Origin of the sequence: Sutcliffiella tianshenii, from assembly GCF_016908565.1 — a bacterium.
Classification (GTDB): Bacteria; Bacillota; Bacilli; order Bacillales; family Bacillaceae_I; genus Sutcliffiella_A; species Sutcliffiella_A tianshenii.
On the sequence record NZ_JAFBED010000001.1, the window covers coordinates 389,739 to 402,836 of the forward strand.

General features: G+C 39.3%; 13 protein-coding genes. 6 read left to right on the plus strand and 7 right to left on the minus strand.

Annotated features, from left to right (window positions below; genetic code table 11):
- Positions 1-892 precede the first annotated feature (892 nt).
- From JOC95_RS01650 to JOC95_RS21340, 3 genes are read right to left on the minus strand one after another with little or no spacing between them, the layout of a single operon-like run.
- A complete protein-coding gene (locus tag JOC95_RS01650) occupies positions 893-1,594 on the minus strand; it encodes an FAD-dependent oxidoreductase (protein WP_204412779.1) in 702 nt (233 codons plus the stop codon).
- 32 nt (positions 1,595-1,626) lie between these two features.
- Positions 1,627-2,016, minus strand: coding sequence for an SRPBCC family protein (locus tag JOC95_RS21335; RefSeq protein ID WP_239582655.1), 390 nt, complete (start codon positions 2,014-2,016; stop codon positions 1,627-1,629).
- 3 nt (positions 2,017-2,019) lie between these two features.
- On the minus strand, positions 2,020-2,340 hold the full coding sequence (locus tag JOC95_RS21340) for an ArsR/SmtB family transcription factor (RefSeq protein ID WP_239582656.1): 321 nt from the start codon (positions 2,338-2,340) through the stop codon (positions 2,020-2,022).
- A gap of 212 nt (positions 2,341-2,552) precedes the next feature.
- Here JOC95_RS21340 and JOC95_RS21715 point away from each other — a divergent pair, with 212 nt between their 5' ends.
- From JOC95_RS21715 to JOC95_RS01685, 6 genes are all read left to right on the plus strand, one after another.
- A complete protein-coding gene (locus JOC95_RS21715) occupies positions 2,553-2,777 on the plus strand; it encodes a YjcZ family sporulation protein (protein WP_275580510.1) in 225 nt (74 codons plus the stop codon).
- Positions 2,778-3,425: 648 nt separating this feature from the next.
- Entirely contained in the window at positions 3,426-4,070 is a 645-nt protein-coding gene (locus JOC95_RS01665) for a hypothetical protein (RefSeq protein WP_204412781.1), read from the plus strand.
- Entirely contained in the window at positions 4,051-4,395 is a 345-nt protein-coding gene (locus tag JOC95_RS01670; RefSeq protein WP_204412783.1) for a hypothetical protein, read from the plus strand. Before JOC95_RS01665 ends, JOC95_RS01670 begins: the two co-directional genes overlap by 20 nt.
- A gap of 233 nt (positions 4,396-4,628) precedes the next feature.
- The gene (locus JOC95_RS01675; protein WP_204412785.1) at positions 4,629-5,549 is read left to right on the plus strand and encodes a S66 peptidase family protein; all 921 of its coding nucleotides are present in this window, start codon (positions 4,629-4,631) and stop codon (positions 5,547-5,549) included.
- 388 nt (positions 5,550-5,937) lie between these two features.
- Positions 5,938-6,882, plus strand: coding sequence for an LCP family glycopolymer transferase (locus tag JOC95_RS01680; RefSeq protein WP_275580511.1), 945 nt, complete (start codon positions 5,938-5,940; stop codon positions 6,880-6,882).
- A gap of 706 nt (positions 6,883-7,588) precedes the next feature.
- Positions 7,589-8,296 (plus strand): MerR family transcriptional regulator, encoded by a 708-nt coding sequence (locus JOC95_RS01685; protein WP_204412789.1) that lies wholly within the window; start codon positions 7,589-7,591, stop codon positions 8,294-8,296.
- Between the two features lie 508 nt (positions 8,297-8,804).
- Here JOC95_RS01685 and JOC95_RS01690 read toward each other — a convergent pair.
- The 4 genes from JOC95_RS01690 to JOC95_RS01705 all read right to left on the minus strand — a co-directional run bounded on the left by JOC95_RS01690 (position 8,805) and on the right by JOC95_RS01705 (position 12,835).
- Positions 8,805-9,626, minus strand: a complete 822-nt coding sequence (locus JOC95_RS01690; protein WP_204412791.1) for a carbohydrate ABC transporter permease — start codon at positions 9,624-9,626, stop codon at positions 8,805-8,807.
- An 8-nt stretch (positions 9,627-9,634) separates the two neighbouring features.
- Positions 9,635-10,522, minus strand: a complete 888-nt coding sequence (locus JOC95_RS01695; protein ID WP_204412793.1) for a carbohydrate ABC transporter permease — start codon at positions 10,520-10,522, stop codon at positions 9,635-9,637.
- Between the two features lie 76 nt (positions 10,523-10,598).
- Positions 10,599-11,819, minus strand: coding sequence for a sugar ABC transporter substrate-binding protein (locus tag JOC95_RS01700; RefSeq protein ID WP_239582657.1), 1,221 nt, complete (start codon positions 11,817-11,819; stop codon positions 10,599-10,601).
- 620 nt (positions 11,820-12,439) lie between these two features.
- The gene (locus tag JOC95_RS01705; RefSeq protein WP_204412795.1) at positions 12,440-12,835 is read right to left on the minus strand and encodes a hypothetical protein; all 396 of its coding nucleotides are present in this window, start codon (positions 12,833-12,835) and stop codon (positions 12,440-12,442) included.
- Between the last annotated feature and the right edge of the window lie 263 nt (positions 12,836-13,098).

Here is a 13,098-nt window from a genome sequence, read left to right on the forward strand (position 1 = left end):
GGATTGATTCAATGGGGAACTATATAGCATGATGAGATGATTACTGAATCGGATACGGTTTGCGCTTTTTTATTGTTGGATGGCTGATTTCGAATGATTTAGATCGTTTTGTAAAATCAAACTACCTACGCCATCTTGAATCAGAAACTAGTGGCTTCTTTTTGATTTTATGAAAATCATCACTAATTTTATGATTAGTTTTTTTGTTGGAATAAAGAATATCGTAGTAAGGAAGATACCTTGGGAAGCAGGAGGAGGGGTTAAAAGAAGCTATTTCTATATGGAAGGTGCCTGACCCCTTGTAATTGGACAAAGGGGTCAGGCACCTTTTATTAATAAGTATAGGGGAAAAACGATTTTAAGTAGTCTTTTAAACAAACGTTTGATTAATCAGGGTTTGAGATTTTATCCAATCAGCACATTTTATATAAACTAATAAAAATACTTAATTTCAATTTATTTTTTTGTTTTGACAGTATAATTTTTATCGTTACCTTAAGCCAATGTGGGAATAGATTGTCCCGTCGCATTTTCGTTTTCGCCCGGAATTGGCTGCTTTTCGCCCGCTTTTTCTGTTTTGCGCCCGGTAATGTAAAATTACGCCCGATTGCATAGCTTTTTCGCCCGAACTAAAATTTTGGCCACTATACTGCATTCCGACCAAGACTTGAACAGTCAAGCACCTGTAAAAACAATAAAAATGCCCATTCAAAAATCCCTTGATGAATGGGCATCTAACAAAAACTATTTTACTTCTGCAGGTTCCCTGTATTGCTTTTAGCGAAGTACATGATAAACATCCTGACGGCTATCTAAAATAAATTCAGGCTTAGGCACACCGCGATTCGCACGGAGCCCTGCAAGATCCACCTCGCTGGTCTCCTCCCACGCTTCAATTGATCCCCATAAACGCATCCTTTTTAATATTCCGTTTTAAGATACCTTTACTTTTCAAGTGGCTGGTAATAGAGTCTACCATTGACTTCGAACCTGCAATAAAATATTTTGCGTTATTATTGTTGGAGGTAATAAATTTATCCATTTCTAGATATAATTCATCCCTTGATGCAAGATAAGAGGTATCGATTGAGGTATTCCGGTCAAGTTCATCCTTATAAATATATGATTTTCCGCTATCTAGATAGAGTAGCTTTATTTGTTTCTGGACTCCGTTACCTTCTGCCTCTAATTGTTTAACGATTGCACGAAATGGTGTTATACCGATACCACCTGCTATGAAGAGCGCGGGACTGTTATCATTCAGATAGAAGGATCCTACAGGACCATTCATCCTGATTTTCATCCCTTCTTCTAATTCCAGCAAAGCTTTTTTAAATTCGCTCGGCTTATCACTGATTGCTGTTGTAATTTTAACCACATTCTCAGCAGGAGTGGATGCGACAGTTAATGGACGTGTAGCGTTTTTTATCTTCCTGTGGGTGATCGTGAATAGACCATGCTGCCCTGCATGCCAAGTTAGATCTTTTTCTTTTTCGAAAAGAAAGGTATAGACACCATCGGATTCTTTATACCTTTTTAAGAATGCCAGATCACTTTTTTTAAGTATTGCGAATGTATCTTTTAAGAAACTCATTTCACTATCCCCTTACTATCTGTTGGTTGGTGTTATTCTTCCTCCAACACGTTTTTCAGTTCATCAATCATCATTGCCCATCCATATTTCGCACCATTGAACGCTTGATTCTCCGCTTCGAACCCTGAATGTTCAAGATGCAGGTGGGTTGTTTCCCCGTCTTGTTTAAGCGTCCATGTGACAATAGTGTCTATCGGTCCTCCCACCCATGTGTAGGATAGCTTGTGAGGCTTGTCCACTATCAGTACTTCACTATCCACAATCAGCCCTATTGCCTCATTTCGGAACTGACATTTGTATCCTACAATCGGTCTGAAGTTATTCTCCATGACCCATTGGGCTAGCGTATCCGAATGTGTCAAGGCATCCCAAACCTTATCAATGGGACTCTTAAATTGAAAATCTAATGATAAATCCGCCATTTACTATTCCTCCAAAATTTTTTTAAGTAAACTCGCTCTTTCATTCCAGAACTCCTCATAAAAAGATAACCAATCCTTGACTTCCTTTAAGGGAGCTGCATTTAGTCTATACCTTGTTTCTCTGCCTATTTTACGATTAGTTACTAAGTCGGCTTCCTTGAGGATGGCCAGATGCTTTGAAACAGCAGTACGTCCCATTTCAAAATGAGGAGTCAGTTCATAAAGAGGTAATTCATCCGAGTCTGCCAACAGTCGTAGTAATTTGCGTCTTGTCGGATCTACTATGGCTACATAAACATCACGTTCCTGGTAAGCATGGTCCAAAAATCCTTCCTCCCTTCCACTTTACTCATTGGCCACCAATCAGTGTCATAATTATACGACACTAAATGGTGTCTAGTCAAGAGGAAGCAACAGGACGATGGTTTATGAAAACCGTGACACCAACCCATTTATTAGGTTGACAGGTTCTTCTTTCGACTAGGTGAGTATAATGCAGTATAAGTCATCCCAAACCGAAAGGAAGTAAAGAGAATATGTATGCTAATGTAAATGCACCGCCAAACGTACCGGCACCACAAATGGTAGCAGGTGTAATGGAGGCCCCTGCTATGGCTATGCCTATGCAGATGCCGACTTACACAGCCCCTGCCTATGGCTATGGCTGCCACACCCCTTGCCACCACGGTAGCGCCTTTTTATTGATCATTGTATTATTCATCCTGCTGATCATTGTAGGTTGCAGTTTCCCTAAGTGCTAATTTTCGGGGACAGGTTCCTTGTCCCGTTTGCACGTTAAATCGCTAAAAGACATAAAAATGCACCTAAAAATGGGTTCCGCTTTAAAGTAGAATACTTTAAAACAGAACCCATTTTGCATTGAAATTTAAGGAAGCAGAGAACCGTCCCCCGCTTCCCCTTGAATTTTTTGACACAATCGCTTTTGTTGCTGTTGTAGCGGTAAGCGATACAAAGGGATAAGGTTGGAAGTAAATAACCGACATATCGCTACCCGATACAGAAAATCCCTTGCCACAAGTGGCGTAACGCGTATCGCTCTTCCTGACATATCGCATATCTCCAAGGAAGCAGAGAACCTTCCCCCCGCTTCGTCCCAACCCTGCCACCGGTACCAATGCTCAAGACTTAAAAACTTCGCCAGCATCTGCAAAAGCATTAAAATGCCCTTTCAAAATCCCTTGATGAATGGGTAGTTAAACAACACTATTTCAATAATAGCCAATATTTTACTATTAAAATTATCTATAGATTGAAATTATCCTAGAGGAGATTATTATTCTCTTGGTAAACATCTAAAAAATTCCATCATTTAGTCTCTATCTTTCTACAATATCTTTGTTATATAGTTGTAATATTGTTGTAAAAAAATGAAATAAAGAGGGTTTGAAATGAAAAGGTTATTTGTAACAGCTATGATTGTTTTACTAAGTGCATGTTTCTTGGTCGCATGTAGCAACACAGAGGATACTTCCATGATTTCTGAGGATACAGTGTCCGAAGAAGTAAAATTGGATGAAAACAGTTTTACATTCAAGTTAAAAACTTCGGAGTACAATAAGGATGAAAATACATACCTAATAGAATACGAAACAGGCTTACCGGATGGTACTGTAGTAGAATTATTTATTGGTCCTGGTCATCCTGATACTTGGGGAGAATTATACGATCCATACTTTGAATATATTGAAAGACAGCAGCAACAGGTTGAAGTGGAAGTTTATGATGGGCTAATCAGTTATCTATTTGAAGATACCGACTTTAACTATTATCCTTTAATGAATTCGTATATGTGGATAACTTTCAGCATTCCAGTTACAGATGAAGTGAATACTTACATCGCGGAAGAAATTGCAAGTGAGGAGGACTTTATAGAAAAGTATCCGGAAATACACAAACTACAACAAGAAGATGAGTATTCTAGTATTTACATGTTTTTTGAAGAAGAAAACGGATACGATTTAAAGTTTTATGAAGGTTTTGACATGACCAAAGCTAATTCGATTGAAGAGGTTCATGGTTCAGGCATACTTTAATCAAAGTCCAGTAGCTTATAAAGAATTGGAAAAATCCTTTTCCAAGTATGAAGGTACACCCGTTACCTTTACAGGAGAAGTTCTTCAAATCCAAGAATATGAACAAGAAGAAGGAATCAGAATAGATACGGAAATGCGTTTAGCTATTAATGGAAATTATGATGAAGTGATTTTTGTTACCTTCCAAAACAGCTTTGGGATGGAGGGTATAGTGAGTGAAGATACTGTCACCGTCTCAGGTGTATTGACAGGCTCAGTCACCTATGAATCCGTTTCTGGCTATGAAATAACCATACCTTCCATGGAAGCGATTATTTATCAGTAAACACAAGGAAAGAAGCAACCTCTTATTTTTTGTAAGATGTTGCTTTTTTTATCATTAGATCTATTTAATTTATTCAGAATTATGTTAACTGTCCCTATAATTAGCAATTCTAGGCTCTTCATCTTGTCCCTACATGAGCACCTTTCACTTCTCAATTTAATTTCTTATCATATACATATTAATAATGCGAATTTTTTCCGTTGAAATTAATTTGAAAATAGGGAGAGAAGAACATGGCCATAAAACCGCCTGCGCTGCAAAGGGGTGACACGATTGGATTGGTGACGCCGGGCAGCCCTCTTGATGCCACAATCATTAATACGAGGATGCAGTATTTGAGGGATATGGGGTTCAATATTGCTTTTGGCACGAATCTGTATGCTTATGGTGGGATTGTATCGGCTCCTGCTGAAAAAAGGGCCGAGGATGTGATGAGCATGTTCCGGAACAAGAGTGTCAAGATGATCCTCCCGGCACGGGGCGGGACAGGTGTCCAGACGATCCTTCCGTTTCTGGATTTTGATGTAATCAGGGCGAATCCTAAAATCATAACCGGCTATAGCGATATAACCATATTGCTGAACTGCTTGTATCAGTTCAGTGATCTAGTCACGTTCCACAGTTTGATGCTGATGGACTTCCGCAACGAGACACCATCCTATAATTTTAATCAGTTTTTTGAAGCGACTTCCACCTTCACCTCGCCCCGGATCATCCGGAATCCACCTGAGCTGCAGCAGATGAGTCTCGTACCCGGGAATGTAACGGGTCCCCTCATAGGCGGAAATATGACATCACTTGTCAGTACACTTGGTACTCAATATGAAATTGACACCAAGGGGAAAATTCTGTTCCTGGAAGAAACCCACGCACCGACCAATATGATTTACCGGTACCTTGCACAGCTTTCCATGGCGGGTAAATTCAATGATTGCCTTGGCATCATCATGGGACAATGCACGGAATGTCCCATATCCTATAACACCACCTACGCCGACCTGATTAATCAAATCCTAGTACCCATAGGAAAACCCCTGATGATCAACCTCGCCACAGGACACGGCAGATTTAAGGCTGCAATCCCAATTGGAGCCTCCGTGAACCTGAATACGACCAATAACACCTTGACCGTGCTTGAGGCGACTGTTTCTTAATGAAGTTGACATAATAAAAGTGCCTGACCCCCACTGCGTTATTGCGTTAATGCGATAGGGGTCAGGCACCTTTTTTATATAAAGTATAGTAAAAAAACTATTTACACTTGGGTTTTAAACAAACGTTTGATTAAACCGAGTGTAAAATCCTATAAAGCCAGCATTGCAGCAGCGGATTTTCAAATCGACATGGCTACGTTTTGTTTTTTTGTTTTTGTGGGAAAATTAATTTGTGCGCGATGGTTTCCAATGCAGCTTATGCTACTGTGCTCGACGGCGGGACAAGGGACTTCTCCCCATGGCTGATTGGTCTTCTTTATTGCGTTAGTATATAATCTCATTAAATCTCATTACTTCAAAAAATTTCTAGTAGAGGATGTTGAGTTTCTTGGGACGCAGCGATTCGAGAAGGAAGAATTCAACGAAGAAGTGGAAAAAAGTATTGCTTAGTGTTTTGGCGGTTTTGTTGTTATTGGTTGGCGGAGTTGCTGTTTATTCTTTGTACACGGTCAATAAGGCTTTGACGACGATGCATGAACCAATAGATCGTGATTTTTCTGCAAAGCGTGATGGGAAAGTGCAATTGAGTAAAAAGGAGCCCCTTTCTATTCTTTTGATTGGGATTGATAAGGAAAGTGGGAGCATCGAGAAAGGCCGGTCTGATACGATGATCGTGTTGACGGTCAATCCGGCGACGGAGTCAATGAAAATGGTCAGCATCCCCCGGGACACAAGAACAGAGATCATAGGACAAGGCATCATGGATAAGATCAACCATGCCCATGCATATGGCGGAGTGGAGATGAGCATTCCTACGGTCGAAAACTTCCTTGATATTCCGATTGATTATTATGTGAAGATTAATATGGAGGGGTTCAAGGAGATTGTCGATTCTGTCGGAGGGGTGGAAGTGAACAACAGTTTCGCTTTCACGGAAGATGGAAAAACATTCGATGAAGGAACCATTTCACTTGATGGCGATTCTGCCCTTACTTACGTCCGGATGCGCAAGCAGGATCCCCGGGGCGACTTTGGCCGGGCCGATCGTCAGAAGCAGGTAGTCCAAGCCGTCATTAATAAAGGTGCCTCACTCGCAGGCTTCACTAAACTGGATAATCTGATTGGTGCCATCGGGGAGAATGTCAAAACAGACCTGAGCTCTATGGAAATGGTGACCATCCAACGAAAATACGCAGCAGCACGCCACAACATGGAGACAGTTCAACTCACCGGATCGGGCGCTACGATAGGTGGAGTCTATTACTTACAAGTTGCTGAAGATGAACGACTCCGTGTATCGTCGATATTGAGAGAGCACTTAGGGTTAGAGTAGGCCCAGCGCCAAGATAAAAACAGCCCTTATGAAGGATACTTTTCTTCATAAGGGCTGTTTTGCCTATATACTCATCTATTTAGAAATGGAGGACTTGCCAAGATCTTAAAGAAATGCACCTCCAAAAATCTCTTCCTTGTTCTCTACTATCCGCTCCACTCTCATTCTCATCTGGCAGATGCCCAAGAAAGGGGACATAGCTGATCTTCATCACTATTATGAATGTTCCCTTACCATTCAGATGCAGATGGCTCTAATACATCAGCGGCAATCTCCAACATCCTTGATATTATTTCAGTATTCACTGTTCCATAAAATCTTCCCTTTATTTCTTTGCTATAGTGACTAAATACTTCTTCCACTCAACTATATAAAAAAGAAGCAACCCAATTTAGTTAACAAATGGGTTGCTAATTAGTGTGCTGATTTAGGTTTTCTTTGAAGGATCGGTCACTATTATCTATCCTACAGATTTATTTCTGTACCAAGTACCCGCCCCCACATTCTCTTCCCTTATCGTGATATCAGAATGGTCAATTTTGTTTGGTAAGTGACTGAGTCTACTAAAACCTAGAAAACAGCCTGCTCGTTAAAACTGGGAAGGCTATTTTCTATCCAACTATAAGTACCACAGAAGTACTTCTAGGCGATATGCCCCTTGCAAATATCACATTAAACCTTCATATTGATAGGTAGGAGGTGCGATATGCGAAACGATATACAACCAAATGAACGAGCCTTTTCCACCAAGGAAGTGGCAGAAGAAGTGGGAATTGCGACGCCCACGGTGAGGAAATATGGACAAATACTAGAGCGGAACGGCTATGAGTTTCTAAAGGATGGAGACCGGCGTATCTTTGTTGAATCAGATATAACGGCCCTTGTAGCGTTACGCGATACGGACAAGCCGCTTGATAGCACCGCAAGGGATCTTGTCCTGCAACAAAAAGAAAGATTAGAAGATATGATTAAAACCGATATAGCGCTACCCGATACGGATGAGGCCTTGCCGCAAGACCCGAATCAGTTAAAAGAGGCCTTCAGATACCTGGTCAATGAGCTTGCAGCGACCCGTGAAATGAACGTCCAGCTTAAAAACGATATGTCACATATCATCACAACTGTCGCCCAGCTACAGCAAGACCATCATGTGATAAGCTCAAGTATCGGAAACGCCTCACAACGGACCAATAACAAAATCGAAAAATTATCCGAGCAGCAAAAAGCCCACTATGAAAGCTTACTGGAACAAGAAAAACAAAGAACGGAATTCTTGCAGGAAGAGATACAAAAAATGCGGGATGAACAGCAAAAAGATTGGGAATCACAGAATGATTTTAATAAGCGATTAGAAGCAGAGTTGCAAAAACGTAATGGGAATTGGAACTGGCTGTTTTCTCTTTTCAAGAAATGATTGTTAAGTAAGAGTAGTGTTAAATTACGGTCGTGTATCGCCAGGCGATATACTGCAGTTTAGAACCGTTTTATACATATAAGGTACTGATATTAGCACTTACTCTTACTTTTTTGTTCAATATGGAGATTATATATCGCCTCCAAATACGACATATATCGCTTGAATATCACCCCATGTGATGTGAAAAACTCTTATTTCACTTTCAAATTTCAACAATTTCCTGAGAAATATCTACAAAATTCGAGTAGGTATCGACAATAAAAGATTCGTTTGAGCCCCACCACTCCCCTCTAGCGGCCTATGCAAGATAAAAGTTCCACCCATCCCCCTTGTGCGTAATATAAATTAATCACCCTAGTTGCATTTTAACCAATATAGGTTTTCACAAAAGAAGGCACAACTAACAGTTAACCGTAGTTGTGCCTTAGCAATGTTGATATGGATCCCATCCCAAACGCTTACCATAAAGGACCTGGAAGCATAAACCTGTCCTAGCGCTTCCCTCTCATTTAATACCGGAAACATTAAACCCTTCGATAATTTGTTTTTGAAAAATAACAAAGATAATTAAAATCGGGATAACCATTACTGCTGAACCGGCCATCTGTAAGCCGTAATTGGTGACATTCTGATCTTGTAAAAGGGCAAGGCCAACGGATAATGTGTAGTAGGGTTGATCATTAGCCACTATTAATGGCCATAGGAAGCTATTCCATGCACCGATAAAGGTTAGGATGACTTGCACTGCTATGATTGGTTTGGACAACGGTAGTATTAATTTCAGGAAAATAAATAACTCTCCGGCACCATCCAGTCTTGCAGCTTCCAATAGATCATTTGGAATGGTAACCATGAACTGCCTGATAAGAAAAATATTAAAGGCAGAAATCAGTCCCGGTACCACAATACCTGTCATCGTATTTGTTAATCCTAACTCATTGAGGATTACATAGGTTGGTATCATTGTTACTTGTGCAGGTATCATCAAGGTTATTAGAACAATGACAAACAATATCCCCTTACCTCGGAATTCAAATTTACCGAACGCATAACCTGCCATCGTATTAAGAAGTAAACCAAACATGGACCAGATTACAATAATCAACGTGTTAACCAAATAAATGTCGAAATCCAGGTTTTGGAACAACTCGATGTAGTGTTCAAAAATTGGTTCTTTCGGAAACAAAGTTGGTGGAATGCTTAATACTTCTCTATCAGTTTTAAAGGAACTAAGAATCATCCAAATAAACGGCAACGAAACGAGTGCACCACCAACAAATAGTAGAGCAATGACTATTCCTTTTTCTAATCTGTTTTTTAATTGCATAGCGCACCTCACATACTTTGTTCTGACTTACTTATTTTAAATTGAATAAGTGTAAATGTAATAATGATTGCAAAAAGTATGAATGACCCGGCAGCACCATAACCAAATTCATTATATTGGAAGCCTTCTTGATAGATAAATAACGCTATGGAATTCGTCCCATTTAACGGTCCGCCTTCTGTCAGGACAAATGGTTCTTCGAAGAACTGGAACCAACCTATCAATGTAGTCACTGTAACAAAGAAAGTAGCAAAACTCATGGAAGGGAGCGTAATTTTCATTAATTTCTGCCATCTGTTAGCTCCATCAATATCTGCTGCCTCGTAATACATTTTGGGGATAGACTGCAATGCAGCTAAGAAAATCAACATACTAATTCCATTACTCTTCCATACGGCCAGCAATATTAGAGAGAGCTTTGCAATCAATGGATCATCCAACCATGGAACTGCAGCTATATCTAATAGCGAAAGGATATAATTGAACAAACCATATTTATTGTTGTATAAAAACCCCCAAATTACCGCTATGGCCACAATATTTGTAACTGATGGCATGTAAAAAATGACCCGGAAGGTCGAAGATATCCAATTGCTTACCAGGTTCAAAAGATATGCGATAATGAACGAACTGAAAACCGCCAACGGCACGCCAATGATGACATAAAAAAAAGTATTACCGATTGCCTGAAAAAAGGTGTCATCTTGTAAAAGTTCAAGATAGTTTTTCATTCCGATAAAACTAATTTGTGACCAGTCTGCCAGTCCAAGCAAATCCATGTTTGTAAAACTGATAATCAAGGCAAGAACAATCGGTAAAAATGCAAAAACCATCAATAATAGGATAGCAGGTGCAATAAATAAGTAAGGTGTCATTTTCATTTTGAAGCTATTCATTTTCATCCCCCTTTCTGGATACTTAAAAGAACCTAGGGTGCAAACACAAATGTCGCATGCACCCTTTTGTCTCCTATTATTCAGATAGAATTTTTGAAACTTCTGCTTGTAGGCCTTCTATTGCCGAATCAATATCCTTATTACCATGAGCAACCTGTTCAAGCATCTTCAATACTTCTTGTCCAATTCTATTATTCTCTTTAATATTTGGTGGCGTTTCAGTATTTTTTAATTGTTCACCAAAAGTAGCTACCATGGAATTATCCGTAAAAGCGGAATCTTCCCAAGCCTTTATATTGGCAGGAAGTTCACTACCAAGCTCATACCATTTCAATTGCGTTTCCGGACTTGCCATCCAATTGACAAAATCCAGTGCTTGCTCCTCTTTTTTAGTGCTATGAAAAATTGATAAATGTGATCCACCGATCATTGATTTATTTGTACCCCCATCAGGCATAACACGAACATCCCATTTTCCATCAATATCAGGTGCTTGTTCTTTTACAATCCCCATCATCCACGGACCACTGAAGAACATCGGCTTTGAACCGTCAGCAAATGCCTGGACACCATCTTTACCTTTCTCTAATTGAGATAGTTCTTCTTCATAGAACGTTTGATAATATTCAACCATTTTTTTGAATGCCGGGTCTGCGAAATTTTCTGCTCCTTTTTCGATATCATACTCCCAACCCTGTTGCCAAGCATAAGACCAAATATGGTTGATATCAGTTCCTAAATCTACGGAATACTGATCATCGCCCCGAGCTGCAAGTTGTCTGGAAGCGTCAAGCAGATCTTCCCATGTTTCAGGGCCTTCCGGATATCCTACTTCACCTAAAAGGTCAGTCCGATAATAGAGTAACCGTGTATCAACATGCCAAGGTATACCATACGTTTTACCATCTATTACGGATGTTTTTAATGCCCCTTCATAAAAATTATCAGAAGCCATATTTGGATATTCATCCAATTTATCAGTTAGATCAAGAAAAGCACCTGCCCCTGCAAACTGAACCATCTGTGTGGAGCCCATTTGCAATACATCCGGACCTTTTCCTGAAGCAACAGCAGTCAAAATTTTGTCATGAGCCTGATCCCATGGAATAGCCTGAATCTCAACATCAATACCTGTCTCCTTTTCAAACTCCTTAATTAATGGATCCCAACTTGCTGCTCCCATCTGCCATACCTTTAATGACTTTGAGTTTCCACTTGTTTCTTTGTTAGATGAACATCCAGAAAGAATAATAATAAAACTAAGCATCATGACAAATAAAAATTTGAACTTTTTCAATGAACTCACACCTCTTTGCTTTTATTTGAATACATACACGTCAAATTATTGAAACGTTTCGAAAAAATTTTAAAGAATCCCCCCTAGTAGATTAAATTATTTGCGAGTAATAGATTAATTGTTTTAATTAATCTAATTTATTAGAATTATATGTCAATTTTAAAGCGTTGTCTATACTTTTTGACAACGCTTTCTTTTTTCATTGGGCTGTTTTTGGATATTTTGCTTCTTTTAAGTATGTTTAAAATCGAACACAATAATTTTTTCTGTCAGGCTCTTTTCCTGTATATATCGGATGACTAACCGGTAAACGCGCGGAAACAGTGCTTTTTTCAGATTTGCATATAAATTTATGAACAGTTTTGGTTTTGCGGAGAAGGAGGTGAAGGTTAATGCCTCATATTCACGAGCAAGCTTTGACACGTCCACTTTTAATCAAAAGCGTTGCGGTTTGGGAAAGGAAACAGAGAACCGTCCCCTTGCTTCTCTTGCTTCTATATAAAAATAGGCACAACTAACATTTAACCGCTAGTTGTGCCTTAGCTATTTTTTATAACATAGGCTTAGAAAAAGCCTATGTATTCCCCTTAAGATTGTAGGCATTAAACCCTACCCAGTTCTTAACCACTCACATTGTTTATGTTCACTTTTTTCTCTGTTACAACAACAGAAGCAATGGCGGAAATCAAGGCGAAAACGACCAGGTAGAATCCTGTATGAAGAGCAAAGTCGGTAACTCTTACACCCATATACACAGCAATCATTAAAGTAATACAAAGCAGTGCACTTAATAGGCTGATTCCTGTTTTATACTTCTTGGTGAAGCCGTAAAAAGCATTGGCAAAACCTAACACAGGTAGCAGGAAGAATAGTAGTTTGTTCAGAATCCATTCATCTGAAGCCGAAATCAGTTCGGATGGAAAAACCGGGTAAATGCCAGTATGCACCCAGCCACTGAAGAAGCTGATAAACATTAGGATTCCGCAAATCATCTGTAAAACATTTTTATTACTCATTTTCATCCCCCCTATACGAAAGTACTATGAAAATTTTATCATACAACTTCAAATATATGTATATTTTTTGGGAATTTTTATAATATTATTAAAAAAATGATATAAGTAAGCATCGTGATAAGAAAGGAGGATATTTAAATGGTGAGAAAAAAGAAACTTTCAAACAATTACGACAGAATTATCGTCTCAAAGATTGTGGGGTAACAAGCGGAAAGGCAATCGTGTTAGGATCGCCTTTTGGATTTGAAGCATTAAGTATGATT